20 protein-coding genes are annotated in these 22,739 nt (G+C 56.2%); 8 read left to right on the plus strand and 12 right to left on the minus strand.

Translation table 11 applies throughout. The features are described from left to right. Window positions 1-44: 44 nt before the first annotated feature. Together ABLU88_RS19800 and ABLU88_RS19805 are read right to left on the minus strand one after the other, a co-directional pair. Window positions 45-2,333: a catecholate siderophore receptor Fiu gene (locus tag ABLU88_RS19800; RefSeq protein ID WP_348837693.1), complete on the minus strand. Its 2,289-nt coding sequence runs from the start codon at window positions 2,331-2,333 to the stop codon at window positions 45-47. 297 nt (window positions 2,334-2,630) lie between these two features. Beyond that, window positions 2,631-3,245: a flavin reductase family protein gene (locus tag ABLU88_RS19805; protein WP_025108097.1), complete on the minus strand. Its 615-nt coding sequence runs from the start codon at window positions 3,243-3,245 to the stop codon at window positions 2,631-2,633. A gap of 95 nt (window positions 3,246-3,340) precedes the next feature. Between ABLU88_RS19805 and rlmF the strand changes: the two genes are divergently transcribed. Beyond that, window positions 3,341-4,255 carry a 23S rRNA (adenine(1618)-N(6))-methyltransferase RlmF gene (rlmF, locus tag ABLU88_RS19810; RefSeq protein WP_047724220.1) on the plus strand — a complete coding sequence of 305 codons (915 nt, stop codon included), beginning with the start codon at window positions 3,341-3,343 and terminating at the stop codon, window positions 4,253-4,255. Here the strand turns inward: rlmF and ybiO are convergent. From ybiO to rhtA, 6 genes are all read right to left on the minus strand, one after another. Then, complete coding sequence (gene ybiO / locus ABLU88_RS19815) at window positions 4,250-6,460, minus strand: mechanosensitive channel protein (RefSeq protein WP_032694518.1); 2,211 nt, start codon at window positions 6,458-6,460, stop codon at window positions 4,250-4,252. The genes rlmF and ybiO overlap by 6 nt on opposite strands. Window positions 6,461-6,570: 110 nt before the next feature. Then, the gene (gene glnQ / locus ABLU88_RS19820) at window positions 6,571-7,293 is read right to left on the minus strand and encodes a glutamine ABC transporter ATP-binding protein GlnQ (protein ID WP_004849106.1); all 723 of its coding nucleotides are present in this window, start codon (window positions 7,291-7,293) and stop codon (window positions 6,571-6,573) included. After that, window positions 7,290-7,949 carry a glutamine ABC transporter permease GlnP gene (gene glnP / locus ABLU88_RS19825; protein WP_004100490.1) on the minus strand — a complete coding sequence of 220 codons (660 nt, stop codon included), beginning with the start codon at window positions 7,947-7,949 and terminating at the stop codon, window positions 7,290-7,292. The genes glnQ and glnP overlap by 4 nt, the downstream gene beginning before the upstream one ends. Before the next feature lie 133 nt (window positions 7,950-8,082). Beyond that, on the minus strand, window positions 8,083-8,829 hold the full coding sequence (glnH, locus tag ABLU88_RS19830; protein WP_004849110.1) for a glutamine ABC transporter substrate-binding protein GlnH: 747 nt from the start codon (window positions 8,827-8,829) through the stop codon (window positions 8,083-8,085). 371 nt (window positions 8,830-9,200) lie between these two features. Beyond that, window positions 9,201-9,704, minus strand: coding sequence for a DNA starvation/stationary phase protection protein Dps (gene dps / locus ABLU88_RS19835; RefSeq protein ID WP_004130751.1), 504 nt, complete (start codon window positions 9,702-9,704; stop codon window positions 9,201-9,203). 218 nt (window positions 9,705-9,922) lie between these two features. Continuing rightward, on the minus strand, window positions 9,923-10,810 hold the full coding sequence (gene rhtA, locus ABLU88_RS19840; protein WP_004100495.1) for a threonine/homoserine exporter RhtA: 888 nt from the start codon (window positions 10,808-10,810) through the stop codon (window positions 9,923-9,925). A gap of 351 nt (window positions 10,811-11,161) precedes the next feature. Between rhtA and ompX the strand changes: the two genes are divergently transcribed. Then, window positions 11,162-11,674, plus strand: a complete 513-nt coding sequence (ompX, locus tag ABLU88_RS19845) for an outer membrane protein OmpX (protein WP_004130755.1) — start codon at window positions 11,162-11,164, stop codon at window positions 11,672-11,674. Window positions 11,675-11,743: 69 nt separating this feature from the next. Here the strand turns inward: ompX and ABLU88_RS19850 are convergent, their stop codons facing one another. Next, entirely contained in the window at window positions 11,744-13,321 is a 1,578-nt protein-coding gene (locus ABLU88_RS19850; protein WP_025108094.1) for a phosphoethanolamine transferase, read from the minus strand. A 269-nt stretch (window positions 13,322-13,590) separates the two neighbouring features. Beyond that, window positions 13,591-13,716 carry a manganase accumulation protein MntS gene (gene mntS, locus ABLU88_RS19855; RefSeq protein ID WP_348837699.1) on the minus strand — a complete coding sequence of 42 codons (126 nt, stop codon included), beginning with the start codon at window positions 13,714-13,716 and terminating at the stop codon, window positions 13,591-13,593. Between the two features lie 182 nt (window positions 13,717-13,898). On the opposite strand from mntS, the gene mntR reads away from it, so the two are divergent. The 5 genes from mntR (at window position 13,899) to ABLU88_RS19880 (ending at window position 18,941) form a co-directional block, all read left to right on the plus strand. After that, the gene (mntR, locus tag ABLU88_RS19860; protein WP_014228517.1) at window positions 13,899-14,372 is read left to right on the plus strand and encodes a manganese-binding transcriptional regulator MntR; all 474 of its coding nucleotides are present in this window, start codon (window positions 13,899-13,901) and stop codon (window positions 14,370-14,372) included. Continuing rightward, complete coding sequence (locus ABLU88_RS19865) at window positions 14,369-15,475, plus strand: anion transporter (protein ID WP_048261128.1); 1,107 nt, start codon at window positions 14,369-14,371, stop codon at window positions 15,473-15,475. Before mntR ends, ABLU88_RS19865 begins: the two co-directional genes overlap by 4 nt. Before the next feature lie 110 nt (window positions 15,476-15,585). Continuing rightward, window positions 15,586-16,626 carry an aldo/keto reductase gene (locus tag ABLU88_RS19870; protein ID WP_025108092.1) on the plus strand — a complete coding sequence of 347 codons (1,041 nt, stop codon included), beginning with the start codon at window positions 15,586-15,588 and terminating at the stop codon, window positions 16,624-16,626. Between the two features lie 151 nt (window positions 16,627-16,777). After that, a complete protein-coding gene (locus ABLU88_RS19875) occupies window positions 16,778-18,154 on the plus strand; it encodes a glycoside hydrolase family 1 protein (RefSeq protein WP_103814164.1) in 1,377 nt (458 codons plus the stop codon). Between the two features lie 70 nt (window positions 18,155-18,224). After that, on the plus strand, window positions 18,225-18,941 hold the full coding sequence (locus tag ABLU88_RS19880; protein WP_014228521.1) for a GntR family transcriptional regulator: 717 nt from the start codon (window positions 18,225-18,227) through the stop codon (window positions 18,939-18,941). Window positions 18,942-18,983: 42 nt separating this feature from the next. Here the strand turns inward: ABLU88_RS19880 and ldtB are convergent, their stop codons facing one another. Both ldtB and ABLU88_RS19890 read right to left on the minus strand, forming a co-directional pair. After that, window positions 18,984-19,898, minus strand: coding sequence for a L,D-transpeptidase (ldtB, locus tag ABLU88_RS19885; RefSeq protein ID WP_004130773.1), 915 nt, complete (start codon window positions 19,896-19,898; stop codon window positions 18,984-18,986). A 190-nt stretch (window positions 19,899-20,088) separates the two neighbouring features. Then, window positions 20,089-20,871: a tyrosine-protein phosphatase gene (locus tag ABLU88_RS19890; protein ID WP_048261123.1), complete on the minus strand. Its 783-nt coding sequence runs from the start codon at window positions 20,869-20,871 to the stop codon at window positions 20,089-20,091. Window positions 20,872-21,048: 177 nt separating this feature from the next. Between ABLU88_RS19890 and ABLU88_RS19895 the strand changes: the two genes are divergently transcribed. Beyond that, on the plus strand, window positions 21,049-22,641 hold the full coding sequence (locus tag ABLU88_RS19895; RefSeq protein ID WP_004849135.1) for an ABC-F family ATPase: 1,593 nt from the start codon (window positions 21,049-21,051) through the stop codon (window positions 22,639-22,641). Window positions 22,642-22,739: the final 98 nt, after the last annotated feature.

A 22,739-nucleotide genomic window follows, 5' to 3' on the forward strand; every position in this document is an offset into this window, starting at 1 on the left:
GTTTTATCTCCGGAGAAAACGGGGCGCAGCCGCCCCGGTGTGGATCAGAAGTGCATATTGGCGGTGAGCACGAAGGTTCGCGGTTCGCCCGGGTGATAACGGTAGCCGCTCTTGTTAATCGAGGCGACATAGTCGGTATCAAACAGGTTGTAGACGTTCAGCTGCAGGTCGAGATTACGGTTAATGCGATAGCCGACTTTGGCATCAGCCACCCAGTAGCCTTCGGTATAGGAAGGCGTGCCGACCGCACCGTCGCTGCCGCGATGCATGCTGCCGACGTATCGCGCGCCGGCGCCGACGGCGATCGCATCGGTGGCCTGATACTGGCTCCAGAGGGTAAACGCGTGCTCTGGCGTATACGGCAGCGCGCTGGTGCCATCCTGGGCGGTATTCGCGCCTTCACGAACGCTGGCGTGCTGTTGGGTATAGCCGCCAATCACCTGCCAGTCGGGCGTGATATTACCGGCCAGAGAGATCTCATAGCCTTCAACGCGCTTCTTACCGTACTGCGAATAGCTGCCGTCGTCGTTCTGCTCGACTTCGTTTTCAATATCGGTGCGGAAGAGGGCTGCGGTCAGCAGCAGGCGCTTATCCATCAGCTCCCACTTGGTGCCGACTTCGCTGGTTTTGGCCTTCTGCGGTTTAAAGTCGGTTCGGTTGGCGCTGCTGCCGGTGCCGCTTTGCGCGAGGGTGAAGTTGCTCCCTCCCGGCGGCTGCTGGGAGACGGCGTAGTTGACGTAGAGGTTGCCGTTATCGGTCAGGTGGTACAGCGCGCCGGCCTTCCAGTTAACCAGGTTACCGCTGGTTGAGGTATCGACGGTGGTGACGGGGGTATTTTTCGCGACCCCGGTCGGGCAGGCGATGGCGCCGCGTCCGGTACCGCCGCACAGGCTGGCGCTATCGTATTTGGTCTGGTAGTTATCCAGACGGATCCCGCCGTTAAGTTCGACGTCCTGGGTTATCTGCAGCGTATCGAAAGCATAGACGCCGACGGTATCCGTCTGTCCGTTAGCGTTGGCGCCGCTGCGGTTCAGGCCGCCGATGGAGATATCGCTGTTCGGATGATAAATATTCACCGCCGGAGGCGTGAGCGGATATACCCCGTAGTTGGTCTGGGTTTCGCGGGTAAATTCCACACCGGTGCTGACGTCATGACCGATGGCCCCGGTATAGAACGTCGACGTCAGGTTAGTCTGGTTGGTCAGGATCTTGTTGCTGGTATCTTTAGTGTTCGCCAGGCGCGACCAGGTCCAGGTGCCGACATCGTTGGGGTTTGGCTGAGTGATGTTTGACGCGCCGCCCATCACCGCAGTCATCAGGTAATCCTGCTTCACGCGAGACCAGCGGGTGGTGTTGCGAATCGTCGTCGTGTCGCTCAGGTCGTGCTCGAAGCGCATCGTCACGGTATCGGTTGTGGAATCATCGTAGTCGGAGTCGGTGCCGTAGAAGTTGCTGGTGGCGACCTTGCCGGAGTGATTCAGCGCCGAGGTGCCGGCGTTGGGAGCGGAATAGCCCGGCAGACCGATGGTGGGAATGCCGCCGTCGGGCGTGTTGTGCTGGGTTACGTGCAGATAGTTAAGATACAGGCGGTTGTCGGTGCCGAGGCCAAATGCGGCCGATGGCGCGACGCCGTAACGCTCGTTTTTCACCTTGTCCCGGCCCGCATCGTGGGTTTTCTCGCCCATCAGATTCAGACGCACCGCGCTGGTTTCGCCAATGGCCTCGTTAATATCCAGGGTGCCGCGTCGGAACCAGGCGCTGCCCGCGCTGGCGGAGGCGTCGATGCCGGAATCGAGGCGCGGCTGTTTGCTGATCATATTGATTGAACCGGTCGGCGCGCTGCGCCCGTAGTCGGAGCCTGAAGGTCCCTTGATGACTTCGATCTGCTCGGTATTAAAAGTATCGCGGCTGACGCTGCCGATATCGCGGATGCCGTCGACGTAAATGCTGTTGGAAGTGTCCGCCCCGCGCATGTAAATCGCGTCGCCGGTCGTCGAGTTGCCGTTTTCGCCGGCAAAGAAAGCGCCGACGCCGGGAACGTTTTTCAGCGCGTCGGTGAGGTTAGTGACGCCCTGGTCCTTCATCACCTGCTCAGAGACCACGCTAACCGTCCGCGTCGTGTCGGCGATCGGGCGTGAAAATTTAGGATCGGCGGAGCGGGTCGGCGCGTACAGCGATGGCGTCTGCGCTTCGACCACCAGCGTTTCGCCGCTATTTTTTTCAGTGCTATCCGCGGCAAGCAGCTGGCCGGTCGGAGAAAGACTCAGGCATAAGCCGGTGAAGAGAGTGAGCGAGTGAAAACTGCTGAACGGCAAATTGTTATTTTTTTCCATATCAATAAGTGACTTATAATTTTAATTAGGCCATAACGACCGCAGACGAAGCGTTGCTTCGCCCCGACCACTGCAGGTGATTTTTTACAAAAGCAATGAGTTTGATAATGATTGTGATAATCATTATCAAACAACAGGCGAATTTCTATCACTCATTTATAAAAAAATAAATACATTTATTTACATTGGCTGCATTTTTTCTACATAAAGGCGCGCCGGGCAGGCGAGGTTGTCGCGGGAAATGGCATTCAGCTACCCGGCCTGGAAAACGGCGCTAGTACAGGCCGGGTGGGAGGGTTAGCGGGCGTCCGGACGAACGAGGTCAAAGCGCAGGCTTTCATCAATGCCATAATAGGCGCTGGGGCCTCCGGCGCGCAGAATCGGCTGGGCCCTGGCGGTCTGGTAAATTCCGTCTTCCAGCAGCGATTCATCGATATGCACCGCCACCACTTCGCCCAGCACCAGCCAGGTGTCAACCGCTCGTCCTTCTGCGGTTGTTAACTGGATGCATTGTGAAAGGCGACACTCGAAGTTTACCGGGCTTTCGGCGACCCGCGGCGCGCTGACGATGCGGCTGGGAGCGGCAGTCAGCCCGGCGCGGATGAATTCATCTTCATTATGGGGAAGGGTGGCGGAGGTTTCGTTCATCGCGACCGCCAGAGGCCGGGTGGCCAGATTCCAGACGAACTCTTTAGTCTCAGCGATATTCTGTACGCTATCTTTCCAGCCGCTGCTGGCAAAACCAATAATCGGCGGCCGATAGTTAAAGCAGTTGAAAAAACTGTACGGCGCGAGGTTACGCTGGCCGCTGTTATCAAGGGAGGCTATCCAGCCGATGGGGCGCGGCCCGATAATGGCGTTAAGCGGGTCGTGCGGCAGCCCGTGTCCGTGCGAAGGTTGGTAGAAATACATACGACACCCGTGACCAAAAAAGAGATAACCAGACTCACTTATTTACCGCGCCGCCGTCAACGGGTATCTTACGCGGCTGTTCAAAGGAGATTGCCATGAAAGCCCAGAAACCGGGGTTACACCCGCGTAACCGTCACCAACAACGCTACGACCTGCCCGCGCTGTGCCAGGCCCACCCTGAGCTCCAGGGCTTTATCACCCTTAACCCGGTGGGTGAGCAGACCATCGACTTTGCCAATCCGCTGGCGGTGAAGGCGCTGAATAAAGCGCTGCTGGCGCACTTCTACGCGGTGAAATACTGGGATATTCCCGACGGCTTTCTCTGCCCGCCGGTGCCGGGCAGGGCTGACTACATCCATCATCTCGCCGATCTGCTGGCGCTGGATAGCGGGACGATCCCGGCCAACGCCAGCATTCTCGATATTGGCGTTGGCGCAAACTGCATCTATCCGCTCATTGGCGTGCACGAGTACGGCTGGCGTTTTACCGGCAGCGAAGTGAACGCCGACGCGTTCGCCAGCGCCCAGGCTATCGTCAACGGCAATCCCGGCCTGACTCGCCAGATCCGCCTGCGTCGTCAAAAAGACGCTAAAGCGATTCTGACCGGCATTATTCATAAAAATGAGACCTACGACGCGACCCTGTGTAACCCGCCTTTCCATGATTCCGCCGCCAGCGCGCAGGCGGGCGGTGAACGTAAACGTCGCAACCTGGGACTGGGCGAGGAGAGCGTGCTGAACTTTGGCGGCCAGCAGCAGGAGCTGTGGTGCGAAGGGGGCGAGGTTGCGTTTATTACGCAGATGATTGCGGAGAGCCAGCAGTTTGGCCGTCAGGTGAAGTGGTTTACCTCCCTGGTTTCTCGCGGCGACAATTTGCCGCCGCTCTACCGTGCGCTGACCGACGTCGGCGCGGTGAAAGTAGTGAAAAAAGAGATGGCCCAGGGAAATAAGCAGAGCCGCTTTATCGCCTGGACCTTTATGGACGAAGCCAAACGTCGCCGCGCTTTATAACGTGGGCTCGGCGGGTGCCGGCGGTCCCGCCGGTGCCGGCATCGGCAGAACCTGGTAAGTTTGTACCGGCGCCCGCACGCCCGCGAGGTCAAAATGCCTTTTCACCTGAGTGTCGAGGGCGAACCTTACCGTCCACTGCTTCAACGGCAGGGTGGTAAAGGTGACGCGCAGGGTGAAGGCGGTATTGCTTAAGCCCACCAATCCTGCGAAAGAGGGCTCGCCAATGATCAGCCCGCGAATCTCTTCCTGCGCCATCACTTCCGCGACCGCGTCTTTCAGCGCCTGGTTGGCCTTATCCAGATCTTCTTGCCGGTCAACATCATAGTTGGCCACCACCGAGCCGATACCGCGCACGAAGTTGGCGAAGGTGGTTATCGAAGACCACGGAATAATATGATAGGCGCCGGTATCCTGGCGTACGCCGACGGAGCGAATCGACATGCGCTCCACCGTTCCGGTTAACGGCCCAATCGTCACGAGGTCGCCGGTGTTCATGCCGTTCTCAAACTGGATAAAAATCCCGGTAATAATGTCTTTGACCAGGGTTTGCGCGCCGAACGAAATCGCCAGGCCCAGCGCGCCTGCGCCGGCCAGCAGCGGGGCGATATTCACGCCCACTTCCGAAAGCAGGATCATGATAGTAATGGTGCTAATGACCACCGCCAGCGCGTTGCGAAACAGCGTCAGCAGCGTTCGGGCGCGGGCGCTGGGCAGCGGGCGGCCGTGAATATCCGATGCCAGCCGGTTCTCAATCAGGCTGGCGAGCAGCGTCCAGCCAATTGCCGAGAAGAAGAGGATCAGTGCGATACGAATCAGCACATCGACCGCTTTTTGCCCGCTGCCGTTATGCATCCACTGCCAAAAATCGAACAGCCCCCACGCGCTGAGCAGCAGCATGATCGCCACGCAGACCGTCAGGATACGCGCGGCTTTCAGCGACGCGGAGATCCAGCCGTTCAGCCGTTTTTGCAGTTCGGGGTAGTTGCGCTGGGTTTCCGGCGACAGGGTGATGGTTTTCGCAATCCAGCGCGACAGAATACCGGAGACTAGCGCGGCGGCGCCGATGATGGCCAGGCTGCGCAGCGTCGCGCCCATCATAAATTTCAGGCTGTTGCCGGGATCGAACAGGGAGAAGAAAAACAGCACGATAAAATAGGCGCAGGCCAGCCAGTGCCAGATCAGCGCAAAGGCGCGGATAAACAGGCTAAAGAAGGCCAGCGAGCGGTCGGCGAGATGGATAAGCCCTTGGGTAATCAATTTCTTATTGTGAAATATCAGGTACAGCGCCCAGAGCGTAATGCACAGCATAATCACCACGTTGGCCAGCGCTCCGAACTGTACGTTGACCTGGTTGGAGATAATCGGCACCGCGACGATGAGCCCGTAGCCAATCAGGCTGCTCAGCGCGCTGAGACGCAGGTTCCAGTATTTCGCCGCTTCATCGCTGAGGTTGAACGGGCGTAGCTCCGGGATGCGGGGGCAAAAAATAAGCCGCAGAATGGCCTTGAAAAATTCAATCAGCGCGAAGGCGTTGAGAAACAGGCTTTGTTGAAAGGCGATGGTGGGGTTGTTACCGTTCAGGCGGTCGCTTAAAAGCTGGCCCACGAAGAGCGTGAGCGCCAGCAGAAGCAGGTCAAAAATAAACGCGCCGGCGATCGTTGCAGGTAGCTGAAGCCAGTTGCTGCGGTCGCGGTTTTTATGCCGTCCCCAGTGGCCCATTTTGCGATACAGCGGCAGGGCCGCCAGGCGTACCAGCCACCAGAACGCAAAGACCAGGCCCGCCAGCAGCAGGAAATGCCAGGCGGCGTTGGTGAAAGTCTGAGAATTAAACGCTTTGTGCGGAGAACCGGTGATGTTGCGCCACAGCTGGGAGAAGCGCGAAGAGAGCTGCTCTCCGTATTCGCGGCTGATGTGAGTGACGTTCTCCAGCACCGTGGTCTCGTCTTTTATTTCCGGCGGCGTCAGCTTCGGCGTACTGTCCGGCGGCGGCGTGGCGGCGGCTTTCCGCAGCTGCTCGATAAGCTCCTGACGGGCGTCGGCGTTTTCAAGCACGTCGGCCAGCGCGCCGTAGGCCGCTTTCTTCTGCGCTACATCGGGTTCACTGCTGCTGGACGGGTCCGCTGTGGTTGCCGGAACGCCGGGCAGCGTCGCGGCCCATAGCGGAGCGGTGAAGAGTAGGGCAAGCAGTAACAAAATCCGCGGCACAGGCACCTCCATTGCATCTCAAACCAATAAGTATAGAAGATGAGATCCGCAGAGCGAGGTTGGGATGATTCTGGAAAGCGGCTCTCCCGCGAAGGGAGAGCCGGGGAGCATCAGGCTACGTGCTGCAAAAACTCGCGCAGGCGCGGGCTGGGCGGGTTATTCACCAGCATCTGCGGATCGCCATCTTCCGCAATGCGCCCTTTATCGATAAAGATCAGGCGCGACGCCACTTTTTCGGCGAAGCCGATTTCGTGGGTAACGATAACCATGGTCATGCCTTCTTCGGCCAGATCCTGCATCACTTTCAGCACTTCATGACGCAGTTCAGGGTCAAGCGCGGAAGTCGGCTCATCAAACAGCATCATTTTGGGTTTAACCGCCAGCGCCCGGGCAATGGCCACGCGCTGCTGCTGTCCGCCTGAAAGCTCAGAAGGGTAGTGGTGCGCACGTTCCGCGAGGCCCACTTTCTCCAGCAGGTCTTTCGCCAGTTTTTCCGCCGCCGCTTTATTGGCGCCGCGAACGCGCAGCGGGCCGAACATCACGTTTTCCAGCGCCGTCAGGTGCGGGAACAGATAAAACTGCTGGAACACCATCCCGGCTTCCTGACGAATCAGCCGCTCGTCAACCTTCGGGTCGTTGACCTTCAGACCGTCGACGATCAAATCGCCGCTGGTAATCTCTTCAAGTTTGTTAATACAGCGCAGCAGGGTCGATTTACCGGAACCGGACGGCCCGATAATCACCACGACTTCGCCCTGGTTGATCTTCAGATCGATATCATGCAGCACCTTGGTTGGGCCAAAATGCTTGGAAACGTTTTTAAATTCAATCACAGGATTTTCATCCTTCTTTCAAGACGACGCAGAACAAAGCTCAGCACCAGGGTGATGATCAGGTAGATAACCGCAACGGCGCTCCAGATCTCCAGCGCGCGGAAGTTACCGGCAATAATTTCCTGGCCCTGACGGGTCAGTTCGGCCACGCCGATGACGATAAACAGCGAGGTATCTTTGATGCTGATAATCCACTGGTTGCCCAGCGGCGGCAGCATACGGCGCAGCGCCAGCGGCAGGATCACGTAGCGGATAGTTTCCCGACGAGAAAGGCCCAGCGCGAGGCCGGCTTCCCGGAAGCCTTTATGGATCGACAGCACCGCGCCGCGGGTGATTTCCGCAATATAGGCGCCGGAGTTGATCATAATGGTTACCACCGCCGCCGAGAACGGGTCGATGCGTAAATCGCTAAACGCCATCGGCAGGGCGAAGTAGATGAACATGACCTGCACCACAATTGGGGTGCCGCGGATGATTTCGATAAAGACCAGCGCGATGTGGTTGGCAATCCAGCCGCCGAAACAGCGGGCGAAACCGGCCACCAGACCGATTATCAGACCGCCGACCAGGCCGAGGACCGAAATCCACAGCGTCATTTTGGCGCCTTCCAGTAAAATTGGGATGGCGGGCCAGATGGCACTCCAGTCAAACTGCATAATGTGTTCCTGTTACCGTGTCGAAAACAGAGGAAAACCCCCTGAGAAAACTATTCAGGCCTGCTGACGGGTAGCCCGGAGAGCTCCAGGTCTACCAGACCACAGCAGGCCTGGAAGAGAGTATCGCTAATTATTATTTGGGTTCAGTACCGAACCATTTTTTATAAATTTCGTTGTAAGTGCCGTTCTCACGCAGCGTTTTCAGCGCGCCGTTCACTTTTTCACGCAGCTCGTCGCTGCCTTTCGGGAAGGCGATACCGTAGTTTTGCGCTTCCAGCGAGTCGCCTACCGCTTTGAACTTGCCGTTACCCGCAGTTTTGATGAAGTAAAGGATGTTTGGCGTATCGTGCAGAACCGCATCAGCGCGACCGGTACCCAGTTCCATATAGGCGTTATCGATGTTCGGGAACTGGCGCAGATCTTTGGTTTTGATATTGGCTTTCGCGTAATCAACGGAGCCGGTGCCGCCCTTCACGGCAACCACTTTACCGTTCAGATCTTTGACATCTTTAATATCGTTATTATTCGCGTTAACCATGACCAGCAGGCCGCTTTTGTAGTAGCCGTCAGAGAAGTCGATCGCTTTTTTACGTTCGTCGGTGATGGTGATCCCCGCCAGCGCGAGATCGATGTTTTTGGTCTGCAGTGCCGGAATGATACCGCTGAAGTCCATTGGCTTCAGGGTGTAGTCAAGCTTCAGCTCTTTCGCAATGGCAGCCCACAGGTCAACGTCGAAACCGACATACTTATCGCCCTGTTTAAATTCGAACGGTACAAACGCCGTGTCGGTCGCGACAACCAGTGTTTTATCAGCGGCGTGAGAAGAAACCGCAAAAGCCAGGGTCAGTGCAGCCAGTGAAACTTTAAATACAGACTTCATAGCATTTCCTTTTATATCCACGGGACGATCCCCTGCGAGAACGAGTTGCCTTATGAAAAAATCATGCCACTTTTACAACCTGTTGTTTTATAACAAGCAGGAAGGCGCCTGTTGCACAATTTTGATAACGGATAACTTTAAATGCACCGATATAGGGCGCCGTTTTGGTGCGTCATAAAGGCATCGCATAACAAGAGCATTTTTAACGCAAACCCTGATGTTAAAACAATCTCGGCGTAACGATTGTGTGAGGTGATTATTACAATTGATTTACTTTTGCGCGTATTTTGTACATTCTCATGCACTGAAGTGGTGCGCGGCGGGGAAGTGGAAAGAAAAAAAGCCGCCAGCGTGGCTGACGGCAGTTGGCCTTACTCGATATTGGCTTCGATGAACCACAGGAATTTATCCAGGTCGCGTGAAGCGGCGGTAAAGATATCAGCGGTATCTTCATCTTTGGCTTCATCAATGGCTTTACGCACATCGTTGGCGACGATCGCATAGCGGTCGGCCAGCTCTTTCAGATGGTCCTGGACGCTATGGATATCCAGCGGGTAGCTTTTCAGCGGGCTTTTGCTGTTAATGACCTGAGTCGTACCCAGCGCTACGCCACCAAGCTGTACGGCACGTTCTGCCATCGTATCAAGGTGGTCGACGAGCGCAGTGCGGAAGCCGTCCAGCATCTCATGAACGGCAATAAAGTTTGCACCGCGCATATTCCAGTGAGCCTGTTTGGTAATCAAAGACAGGTCAATGAACTGGATCACCTGGCGATTCAGCAGCTCAACGGTCGCTTTCTTCGCGCTATCAGCGACGTCGTTACGGGTATAGAGCAGATTCGTTGCTTTAGTTTTAACCAGTTTTGCGGTACTCATAGTGTCATATCCTCTTGATATTTGTACTCGTCATACTTCAAATTCGAATTATTCGGAGCGTCTCATCCCAATAACTTGCGGAATTAAGTATAGCAACGGATTTGAGCTTTGCAGCGGCGGTAGTCTCTATCGGTCTGATAGCGCAGGGCTGTTAGTCAGGAAAAATAGTTTATAAATTAAGGAGATGATTGAGTTTCTCGTCAATCAGCTCCTTTTCGCTAGCTGATGTCGACCTTCTGTATCTTCGTTTCCCGACGCATCGTCAGCGTGGAGCCCATCGAGGCAAGAATAATCGCCCCCAGCGCCAGCGTTTGGGTCGCGGTTAGCGTTTCCCCAAGAAACACCATTCCGGAAAGCGCGGCGAGAGCCGGCTCCATGCTCATCAGGGTGCCAAAGGTCTTGCTGGGCATGCGGGTCAAGGCAACCATTTCCAGAGAGTAGGGCAGCGCGGTCGATAAAATGGCGATCCCCAGTCCCGGCAGCAGCAGCCCCCACTGAAAGAGCGTATCGCTGGCCTGGATCATCCCCATCGGGACGAAGACCACCGCAGCGATCAGCGACCCCATAGCGACCGTTGCGGGGCCATGCTCTTCGCCGGCGCGCTGGCCGGTCAGAATGTAGACCGCCCAGCAGGCGCCAGCGCCGAGGGCCAGCAGCGCGCCAATGGGATCGATCTGCGCCACGCTTTGCCCCAGCGGCAGCAGAAACCAGAGCCCGAGCACCGCCAGCGCCACCCAGACGAAATCGAGGGGGCGACGGGAGCCAAAGAGCGCCACCGCCAGGGGGCCGGTAAATTCCAGCGCGACGGCGACGCCTAGCGGAATGCGCTGAATCGATAAATAGAACAGGTAGTTCATCGCACCGAGCGACAGGCCGTAGAAGAGCAGCGGCAGGCGCTGCTCCGGGGCAAAGCGCAGGCGCCAGGGTTTGAAGATAACCACCAGGATGAAGGTGCCGAGCGCGAGGCGCAGGGCGGTAACGCCTGGCGCACCCACCAGCGGGAAGAGTGACTTGGCCAGCGAGGCGCCACTCTGGATCGAAATCATGGCAATTAAAATAACCAGTATCGGCAACCATGCCGGTACTTTGCGGGACGAGCCGGGCATCCTTTCTCCTGTCAATTTTGTCAAATGCGGTAAAGGTTCCAGTGTAAATGAATTACCCCGCGCCGGTTGAGCTAATGTTGAAAAAAAGGGGTGTAAAAGCAGTACAATAGCGCGGGGTTGAAGATAATTTCACCAGAAGATTAGGAATAATCTGGATACACGTCTGGCGCTTTATGAGCCTTAATAGGAGTATATTTGTAAAAAAGGTTTGTTTTCCAGTTTGTTATAGAAACGTAGAAACCTTTAGTTACATGAAAAAGTACGTTAGACAATGTAAAGTGAAAAGAGTTTCCCAAAAGTTTTTGTTATATTTAAGGCTTAGGACTTATTAGAAACACATTTGAGGTGGTTATGAATAAAATTGCACGTTTTTCAGCACTGGCCGTTGTTCTGGCTGCATCCGTAGGTACCACTGCTTTCGCCGCGACTTCTACCGTTACCGGTGGCTACGCGCAGAGCGACATGCAGGGTGAAGCGAACAAAGCAGGCGGTTTCAACCTGAAGTACCGCTACGAGCAAGACAACAACCCGCTGGGTGTTATCGGTTCTTTCACCTACACCGAAAAAGATCGTTCTGAGTCTGGCGTTTACAAAAAAGGCCAGTACTACGGCATCACCGCAGGTCCGGCTTACCGTCTGAATGACTGGGCGAGCATCTACGGCGTAGTGGGTGTTGGTTACGGTAAATTCCAGGACAACAGCTACCCGAACAAATCTGACATGAGCGACTACGGTTTCTCTTACGGTGCTGGTCTGCAGTTCAACCCGATCGAAAACGTTGCTCTGGACTTCTCCTACGAGCAGTCTCGCATTCGTAACGTTGACGTTGGCACCTGGATTGCTGGCGTAGGTTACCGCTTCTAATCACTCCGGTGATATAAAAAATCCGCCTCAAGGGGCGGATTTTTTTTGCCTGCGGTTTACGCAACCGTGTTAATTGACGGTAAACGCGTCGGTACCCAGATGGGTATAGTCCACTTTCTTCAGCTGGAAGTTAGTGATGTAGATGGGGCCGGCCTTCTGTTCCGAGATAAAACGATAGCGCGGGGCAATCTCCTGAGCGCTGATGCCGGTCCACTGCGAAAAGAAGCTGAGGAAGTCGTTGGCGGACCGCCGCGCTTTAATGACCTTATGCGCTTTATCATCGCTGGAGATCACCATAAAGGGGACCTGGAAATTCTGCTGGTACTTATCATCGTGCGCCAGATACTGCACCTCTTTCCCGCGCTCCTTAAAAGCCAGACCGTGATCGGAAAAATAGGTCATCGAGAAGGTTTCGCCCGAGTTTTGTAGCTGAGTATAAAGATCGCTCAGCAGCGTATCGGTTTGCGTCATGGTGTAGAGATAGCAGGAGGTCTCTTTCGACTGAACAAAAACCGCGTATTTCCCTTTAGTGCGGTCGCAGGCCTGCGGATGCGAACCCATCAAATGCAGGACAATCAGCTGCGGCTGGGTGCGGCGGGTGGCAAGCACCTGCGCGGTCAGCTTTAATAGCTGCTCATCCTGAGTGTTTTTATTGGCCTCGAAATCGCCGTTCTTGAGGAACTGAACTTCATCCGCGCGTTTGGCGATGCTGGCAATCGCCGTATCGTATTCGCCAATTTGCCCCTGATTCGAGAACCACCAGGTCTGAAAACCGGCGCGGTTGGCGAGGGTGACAAAGTTATCCTGAAACTGCGGTTTATCATCGACCACCCGGTTGAGGGTTAAACCGAGCGATTTCTGCGTTGAACCGCTGGCGGCAACGTAGTCATTGAACAGATAGCCTTTTACCGAGCTGGCGAACGGGGTGTTGTCCCAGTGGCCGCCAAAGGCGCCGAGCGCATCGCGACGCGCGCTCTCGCCGATCACCACCACATACAGATGATATTTGGGCTTTACCGCCAGCACGTGCCAGCTGTCTTTCATATTCGCCAGCTGCGCCATTCGCGCCTGCTCATCCAGCACTTCATTATTATTCACCACCACATCTTTAACGAAGCGTACGGCGGGGTAGCCGGTGTCGATAACCTTAAAGACGCCGCCCCAGGCGAGGTTTTGCACCGGCTGGAGAAAGAAAATAGCGGTGCAGAACAGCAGCCCCAGCGTCTCCATTTTCCCCCATCGCGCCGACGCGTCCGGCTTGCGCCGTACGGCAATCACGCCGAGCGCAAAGATAAACACGGCCAGCAGATAGTTGTACCACGGGAAAATGGTCAGGATCTCGGTGGACTCTTCGATGTTTGTGGCATGCAGCGCCAGCAGCGTGTTGAAATTGGGCGCGCCGTAGGCCTGGCCGAAAGGATAGTACATGGCAGCCAGCAGCGAATAGGCGCCGATCGCCACTTTTTGCGCGCGCGGAAAGCTGCGCCACAGCAGATGCAGCACGCAGGTAAAAGCAACGGTATAGAGCAGGCTAAAGTCGTAGCCCAGCGCCAGGTTAATAAACAGCGATTGTAAAAAGTAGAATCCTGTCCATGGGTTCAGTACCAGTCCGCGGGCGACCAGCGTTTCTTTCAGCGTGACATTCATAGTAAACAATCAAAAAAAGAGCCATGTGCGTCCCCTGGCATCAAGGGGTAAAACCTGCTGGACAGTGCGTGAAGAGGGTCTCTGCGAGCCGCAGTAGTGGCAGGGCTGACAAAAGATAGGGCTTGCAAATGTTAAGGTCAACTATCCATAACGGATTGTTTTGGGAGAAAGCTTACAAAACTTGAAAAAAGTTGCTGAAGCGCTGAGTAATCAGCCAGTGTGGCAGGGAAATATGACAAAAAAATGAAGCGGCGTACCGCGACGCCGCATTAGTTGTTGGATTTATCCTGCTGGGGCTTGCCGTTGAGCAGATCGCACAGCATACCGACAAGCATTAACCGTACTTTAAAAGGAGAATGGGTAAACACGTTTAAACACCTCTTGAATTCATTCATCTCGACCTCCTGTAACTTCGTCCTTCACTCCTTGAAGGATGTGTGTATTACATACAGATATAGCACAGGCTATATTTTATAGCTATGGCTAAAACGTTAATTTTTTGTTCTCTGTGCGCGATCCATTACAATAGGGATCCTTTTATATGATGCTTGATGCGTCACAGGAATGAGGAAGCACAATGAACCGTCGCGCAGGTAAGCCAATAACAAAAAAAGTGACGCAGCTAGTGAATGTCGAAGAACACGTTGAGGGGTTTCGTCAGGTGCGCGAGGCGCATCGTCGGGAGCTGATTGATGACTACGTGGAGCTGATCTCCGATCTGATTATGGAGGTGGGGGAAGCCCGTCAGGTGGACATGGCCGCGCGTCTTGGGGTGTCGCAGCCAACGGTTGCGAAAATGTTAAAACGACTGGCCAGCGTCGGGCTGATCGAACAGATCCCATGGCGGGGGATCTTTTTAACCCCGGAAGGTGAGAAGCTGGCGCATGAAAGCCGCGAACGCCACCAGATCGTCGAGAACTTTTTACTGGTGATCGGCGTTAGCCCGGAAATTGCGCGTCGCGACGCCGAAGGCATGGAGCACCACGTCAGCGAAGAGACGCTGGCGATGTTTAAACAGTTTACCCTCAAGCAGGGGTCACCGGGAGAATGAACCTCGTCTTTGTTCAGTCGCTAATCCGCGACCGTTTTTTGCATCTGCTGCTGATCGTCGGCGTTGTTTTAAGCTTTTTTGTTCCGTTTGTCCCTGCAGGCTGGCTACACGCCATTGACTGGCATACGATTATCACCCTTAGCGGGCTGATGCTACTGACCAAAGGTATTGAACTGAGCGGCTATTTTGACGTAATAGGTCGCAAAATGGCGCGCCGCTTTGTGACCGAGCGCCAGCTGGCCATCTTTATGGTGCTGGCGGCCGCGCTGCTATCCACCTTCTTAACCAACGACGTGGCGCTGTTCATCGTCGTGCCGCTCACGCTGACTCTAAAAAAATGGTGCGCCATCCCGACAAGCCGTCTCATCATTTTTGAAGCGCTGGCGGTGAACGCCGGGTCGTTGTTAACGCCCATCGGTAACCCGCAAAACATTCTTCTCTGGGGGCGCTCGGGCCTCTCCTTTCCGGCCTTTATCGGCCAGATGCTGCCGCTGGCGGCAGCGATGATGCTCACCCTGCTGGCGCTGTGCTGGTTCTGTTTCCCCGCGAAGCGTCTCGACTATCAGAGTAGCGACAGGGCGCCCTCCTGGCGGCCAAAGCTGGTCTGGAGCTGCCTGGCGTTTTATGGGGTCTTTTTAGCCGCCTTAGAGCTGAAGCAGGAGCTGTGGGGACTGGCGCTGATCGCGCTGGGTTTTTTGCTGCTGGCGCGGGCGGTCATTATCCACGTCGACTGGACGCTGCTGCTGGTCTTCATGGCGATGTTTATTGACGTTCACCTGTTGACCCAGCTACCGGCTCTCCAGCATGCGCTTAACGGCGTCGGCCAGCTCTCGGCAGGCGGATTGTGGCTGACGTCGATTGGCCTGTCGCAGTTTATCAGCAACGTCCCGGCGACCATTTTGCTGCTCAATTACGTTCCACCATCGGTGCTGCTGGCCTGGGCGGTAAACGTCGGCGGGTTCGGCCTGCTGCCGGGCTCTCTGGCAAACCTGATTGCGCTGCGCATGGCTGGCGATCGCCGTATCTGGTGGCGTTTCCATATCTACTCTCTGCCCATGCTGCTGTGGGCCGCGCTGGTAGGGTACGGATTGCTGCAGCTCTGATTTTCAGAGAATTGGGCAAGAAACGGACAGAAACGCCACATTCGCGCTCTCCTTTTCCGGGGTATAACTTTATTCACGATGGTGAATCACCCTGATTGAAGGAGAGTCCTATGCGTTATCAAAAACTGGGCCATACCGGCCTTTTTGTCTCTGAGCTGTGCCTCGGCACCATGACCTTCGGCGGCGAAGGCGGCCTGTGGGGGAAAGTGGGGCAGCTGCGCCAGGCGGAGGCAGAGCAGCTGGTGGGCAGCGCGCTGGATGCGGGCATCAACTTCATCGACACCGCTGACGTCTATTCAGAAGGGCGCTCGGAAGAGATTACCGGCCAGGCGCTGAAGAATCTGAAAGTGCCGCGTGAAAACGTCGTCGTGGCGACCAAAGTGTTTGGCGAAACCGGCACCGCAGGCGTGAACTCGCGCGGCAGTTCGCGCTATCACATCATCGGCAGCGTGAAGGAGAGCCTGCGTCGCCTGCAGCTCGATCATATCGATCTCTATCAACTCCATGGCTTCGATCCGGCGACCCCGATCGAAGAGACGCTGTATGCGCTGGATAACCTGGTGCAGCACGGCCACGTCCGCTATATCGGCGTGTCGAACTGGGCGGCATGGCAGATAGTCAAAGCGCTGGGCATTTCCGAACGTCTGGGGCTGGCGCGTTTTGCCTCGTTACAGGCTTACTACACTCTTGCCGGCCGGGATCTGGAGCGCGAGCTGGTGCCGATGATGCAGAGCGAAGGCCTGGGCCTGATGGTCTGGAGCCCGCTGGCGGGAGGGCTGCTCAGCGGTAAGTACGATCGCGATGGGCACTCGGCGAGCGGCGGCCGCCGTCAGGAGTTTGATTTCCCGCCGGTGAATAAAGCGCGGGCTTTTGACTGCATTGATGTGATGCGCGAGATTGCCGATGCGAAGGGTGTTTCGGTGGCGCAAATCGCGCTGGCCTGGCTGCTGCATCAGCCGGCGGTAAGCAGCGTGATTATTGGCGCGAAGCGCGCTGAGCAGCTCGCCGATAACCTCGCGGCGACCAGCATTGCCCTGAATGATGATGAACTGGCGCGGCTTGACGCGGTCAGCGCGCTGCCGCGAGAGTATCCGGGCTGGATGCTGGAGCGCCAGGGCGAATACCGCCGCGACCAGCTCGCCCAGCAGTAACTTCCTCTCTTGCACGCCGGATCGTCTGTTTCGCGATCCGGTTTTTTTATCCGTTGCGCTCACAAAACGCGATCCTGGACTTTGCCTGACGGGAGAATTTCGTTTATATGACTAGTCATGAAATTAATATGACTAGTCATAGGTGCGAGCGATGAACAGAACACTACCGGCAGATTTTTTATGGGGTAACTCGGTTTCCAGTATGCAAACCGAAGGGGCGTGGAATGAGGGCGGGAAGGGGATGTCGGTTTACGATATCCGCCAGCCGGCGGAATTTGCGTCCGACTGGAAGGTGGCAACCGACTCGTACCACCGCTACCGGGAAGACTTCGACCTGATGCAGGATTTGGGCATGAACTGCTACCGCTTCCAGATTGCCTGGAGCCGCGTTTGCCCGGAAGGCGACGGTGAGTTCAATGAAGAAGGTATCGCCTTTTATCACCAGTTTATCGATGAACTGCTTGCCCGCGGCATTGAGCCGATGATCTGCCTCTATCACTTCGATATGCCGCTGTCGCTGGCTGAACGCTACAACGGTTTTACCGACCGTCGGGTGATGGAAGCCTTTATTCGTTACGGGCAGAAGATGATCGACTGCTTTGGCGACAAGGTGAAGTGGTGGCTGACCTTTAATGAACAGAACCTCTACCACATGCTGGACGCGTTTCTGATTTCAGGCTATATGCGCGGCGAGAAGACCCTGCGCGAGCTGTATCAGATCCAGCACCACGTGATGATGGCCCACGTGCACCTGACGCAGTATCTGCACCAGGCGAAGCCGCAGTGCCTGATGGGCGGCATGCTGGCCCACGCGCTGGTCTATCCGGCGACCTGCAAACCGCGCGATATCCTTTGCGCCCAGCAGCTCGATGAGTTTTTAAACCAGAACCTGCTGCGCGCCTTCGCCGGAGAGGGCTACAGCCCGGAGGTCATGCACGTTGTCGCCCGCGAAGGCTTTGCGGATATCTACCGCGCAGAGGATCTGGCGCTGATGGCGCAGGTTAAAATCGACTATCTGGCCTTTAGCTACTACGCCAGCAAGGCGCTGGATAGCGACCCGATCCCGCCGGGCACGCCGGTGAACCACTACATGCGGTTTGGCGATAAAAAGAATGACTTTCTGCAGGCCACCGAGTGGGGCTGGCAGATTGACCCGCTGGGCTTTCGCACCATCATTACCCGCTACTACAACGACTGGCGTCTGCCGGTATTCCCGATTGAAAACGGCATCGGGGTGATTGAGTCCTGGGACGGCGAAAATCCTGTCGCTGACGATTACCGCATCGCCTATCATCGCGACCATATCAACGCCATGAAAGAGGCGATGTTTGAGGACGGCGCGCGGGTGATTGGCTATCTGGGCTGGGGGTTAATCGATATTCTCAGTTCGCAGGGCGATATGCGCAAGCGCTACGGGGTTGTCTACGTGAACCGTGAAAACCACGACCTTAAGGACCTTAAGCGCGTCCCGAAGAAAAGCTATGCCTGGCTGAAGCGGGCCATCCGCAGTCACGGCGAAGAGATGTAGCGGCGCCTCGCGCGGGCAGATGGTATATTCTGCCCGCCAGCCACTATCAGACACGTAAAAGGATCCGGGAATGACGGCCAAATATCTGAGTATCGCGCGGGAAATCAAAAAACGTATTATCAGCCGGCAGTATCCCGCCAGCGCGCCGTTACCCGACCAGTTCGCCTTAGCGGCGGAGTTCAGCACCAGCAGGATGACCATCCAGCAGGCGATGCGCCAGCTGATTGTCGAAGGCCTTATCTACACCCGTAAGGGGCAGGGAACCTTCGTGCGCAAAAACTTCCTCCAGCTTTCGCAGTGGGAGCTGCCCGGCAGCGACTATTTTGGCGCCACCAAAACCTGGGAGCATGTAGGGGAAGTGACCAGCCGGGTGATTCGCTTCGAGCTGCGTTTTCCGTCGGAAAAAGAGCAAAGCTCGTTGCTGATTGACGCCGATGCCCCGGTCTATGATTTCGTCCGCCTGCGGCTGCTCAACGAGGAACCCGTGTCGCTGGACCTCACCGTGATGCCCGTTGCGCTGGTGCCTGGCCTGAATAAAACGCATCTCGAAAGCTCGGTATTTCGCTACGTGCAGGAGACGCTGGGGCTGAAGATGATGGGATCGTATCGGGTGGTGCGGGCGATGAAACCGCAGGCGCTGGACAGGGAGCATCTCAACTGCGAAGCGAGCGACCCGGTGCTGGAGGTGGAGCAGGTGATCTATCTGGAGGACGGTACCCCGCTGGAGTATGCCCATTGCCACTATCGCTACGACCACGGCGGAATTATTCTGGTCAATAACGGATAAAAAAATGGCGGGCACCGGGCCCGCCACTCTGCGCGATGCGTTTTAGTTCAGACGCACCGGCATACCGGAACGGTTCTGGATCGCCTGATCGACCACGCTCTGGTCTACGTCAGTCTGGCTGGTAATCGCCTGTACTGATTTGGTCAGGTTAATCGGCACGATTTCGCCGCCCTGGAACTGCTCTTCCGTGGTGGACAGCGGGTTGTGAACTTCAATGAAGCGGCTGCCGTCAGGCTCGGTAGTGGCTTTTACCGGCTCATCGATAAACTCAACGCGGGTGCCGACCGGCACGTTTTCAAACAGGAACTTGATATCGTCGTTACGCAGACGCACGCAGCCGTGGCTGACGCGCAGGCCGATGCCGAAGTTAGCGTTGGTACCGTGAATAGCGTACAGGCGGCCGATATACAGCGCGTACAGGCCCATCGGGTTATCAGGGCCGGCAGGAACAACGGCCGGCAGCGGTTCACCGGCTGCGGCATATTCAGCGTGCATTTTGGCGGTAGGCGTCCAGGTCGGACCGGCTTTTTTACGCTCAACTTTCGTCACCCAGTTGATCGGCGTGTCTTTGCCTAACTGGCCGATGCCGATCGGCAGCACGATGACGGTGTTGGTGCCTTTCGGATAGTAGTAGAGGCGCATTTCCGCGCTGTTGATGACGATACCTTCATGCACGGTGTCCGGCAGGATCAGCTGCTGCGGGATATTCAGCACGGTGCCGCCTTTCGGCAGGAAGGTGTCCACGCCCGGGTTGGCTTCCAGCATGTTGGATAAACCCATCTGGTATTCAGCGGCGAAATATTCCAGCGGCTGCTTGTTGCCTTCCGGAATGGTGATCACCTGGTTCTGACCAATCAGACGGCTGCCGTCGGTGGGCAGAGGGTAGGTTACAGCAGAAGCTGTGTTGCAAAAGCCCACGATGGCGAAGGCTGCCGCGAAGAGTGTTGATAATTTCATAATCTTTATGTCGTGGGCGATGTTAATGCCGCACAGGCCTTTGTCAGTTTAAACAGGAAGTCGATGGGAGCGCATTATATGTGCTTTCCGGCAAACAGGTAAATGAGATGTGTACGAAATCACATTTTTTTCCTGTGACCCTGAGTGTAGCCCGTCAACGCGGGCTCTGCAGCCTGAAAACGGGAGGGGATTACCCCTCCAGAAGCCGCGACTGGAGCGCTTCTCGCGCCTGCGGCGTGAGCTGATACTCTTTCTCCAGCCAGGCATCGACGCTGGCGTAGCGTTCGTCGATTTGCGAAAGTGCGGCGGCAAGGTAGGACTCATGCACCGTCATCATTTCCGCCAGGTTCTGCCGGCCGCGGGGGGTCAGCGCATTACCGAGGGACTGGAGCATGTAATCTTCGACCTGCGTCAGCATGCCCTGGGTGAGCAGATATTCCTCCATGACCGTATGACGATCGCAGCCGAGGGCGAACAGCGTCAACGCGCAGCCAACGCCGGTGCGGTCTTTTCCCACCGCGCAGTGCTGCAGCAGCGCGCCGTCGAAAGGCTCCATCAGCCAACCGGCCAGCTGGCGATAAGCGGCGTTATTGAACGGCAGCTGGCGGTAGAGCGCCAGCATAAACTGCTCGCCGTTAAGGGCGTTCAGGGTGGCGGCGTTGAGCTCGGTGACTTTGGCGTTGACGTCGCGAACGTGCGGATTCGCCGGGGCGTTGAGGTAGTGAGCCGCTTCGTTCAGCTTATCGGGGCTGCGATTCACTTCGCCCGGATCGCGATAATCAATCACTCGGCTAAGCGGGATCGCGTCCAGATGGGTGAGGTCATCTGCCGTCATCATATGCAGCGAGCCGGAGCGGAATAATTTCCCGGTACGCACGCGACGGCCGTCGGCGGTACGCTGGCCGCCCAGGTCACGAAAGTTGATACCGCCCTGCAGCGATAAGAAAGCCGGATGGCGGGAGAGTGTGGTCATAGGTTCCTTCCAGATTAAGGTAAAAAATTACGCATTAAGCAGTGTAACCGCGCAATATGACATGACCCTAACACAGGCGTCATTGATGATTTTATAACGCCCCGTGAAAAGTGAAGCATTTGCTGGCATAATGTCTGGTTCATCACACTTCTCATTCTCTATTTTCAGGATAACCCCGTGCTAGTATCCAGCAACGTCACCATGCAGTTCGGCAGTAAGCCGCTGTTCGAAAATATTTCCGTCAAATTTGGCGGCGGCAACCGTTACGGCCTGATTGGCGCCAACGGTAGCGGCAAATCCACCTTTATGAAGATCCTCGGCGGCGATCTTGAGCCGACGCTGGGCAACGTCTCCCTCGATCCGAACGAGCGTATCGGTAAGCTGCGTCAGGATCAGTTTGCGTTTGAAGAGTTCAGCGTGCTGGATACGGTCATTATGGGCCACGGCGAGCTGTGGGAAGTGAAGCAGGAGCGCGATCGTATCTACTCCCTGGCGGAGATGAGCGAAGAAGATGGCTACAAAGTGGCTGACCTGGAAGTGCTGTACGGCGAGATGGACGGCTACTCCGCTGAAGCGCGCGCCGGCGAACTGCTGCTCGGCGTCGGCATCCCGGTTGAACAGCATTACGGCCCGATGAGCGAAGTCGCTCCCGGCTGGAAGCTGCGCGTGCTGCTGGCGCAGGCGCTGTTCTCTAACCCGGACATTCTGCTGCTTGATGAACCGACGAACAACCTGGACATCGACACCATCCGCTGGCTGGAGCAGACCCTCAACGATCGCGACAGCACCATGATCATCATTTCGCACGACCGTCACTTCCTGAATATGGTCTGTACCCACATGGCGGATCTGGATTACGGCGAGCTGCGCGTTTACCCGGGCAACTACGATGAGTACATGACCGCGGCGACCCAGGCGCGCGAACGTCTGCTGGCGGACAACGCCAAGAAAAAAGCGCAGATTGCCGATCTGCAATCATTCGTCAGCCGCTTTAGCGCCAACGCCTCTAAATCTCGCCAGGCGACCTCGCGCGCCCGTCAGATTGACAAAATTAAGCTGGACGAAGTGAAAGCGTCCAGCCGTCAGAACCCGTTCATTCGCTTTGAGCAGGATAAGAAGCTGTTCCGTAACGCCCTGGAAGTGGAAGCGCTGGCGAAAGGCTTTGATAACGGCCCGCTGTTTAAAAACGTCAATCTGCTGCTGGAAGTGGGTGAGAAGCTTGCCATTCTGGGCGCCAACGGCGTGGGTAAATCCACGATGCTGAAAACCCTGGTCGGCGATCTGACGCCCGATAACGGTACCGTTAAATGGTCTGAGAACGCGCAGATTGGCTACTACGCGCAGGATCATGAATATGAGTTTGAAAACGATCTGACGGTATTCGAGTGGATGAGCCAGTGGAAGCAGGAAAGCGATGATGAGCAGGCGGTGCGCAGCATCCTGGGTCGTCTGCTGTTCAGTCAGGACGATATCAAGAAGCCGGCGAAAGTGCTCTCCGGTGGCGAAAAAGGCCGCATGCTTTTCGGTAAGCTGATGATGCAAAAACCGAATATCCTGGTGATGGATGAACCAACTAACCACCTGGATATGGAATCGATCGAATCGCTGAACATGGCGCTGGAGATGTATCAGGGCACCCTGATCTTTGTTTCCCACGACCGTGAGTTTGTTAGCTCGCTGGCGACCCGAGTGATTGAAATTACGCCGGAGCGCGTTGTGGACTTCACCGGTAACTACGAAGATTATCTGCGCAGCAAAGGTATCGAATAATATTGCTGTTGTCTGTCCCGGATTGCGGCGCTGCTGCGCCTTATCCGGGCTACCGGCCCACAGACGGCGGTGAACCTGTAGCCCGGGCAAGGCGCGTC

This window comes from Klebsiella sp. GW_Kp182 (assembly GCF_040062275.1).
Lineage (GTDB): Bacteria > Pseudomonadota > Gammaproteobacteria > Enterobacterales > Enterobacteriaceae > Klebsiella > Klebsiella michiganensis.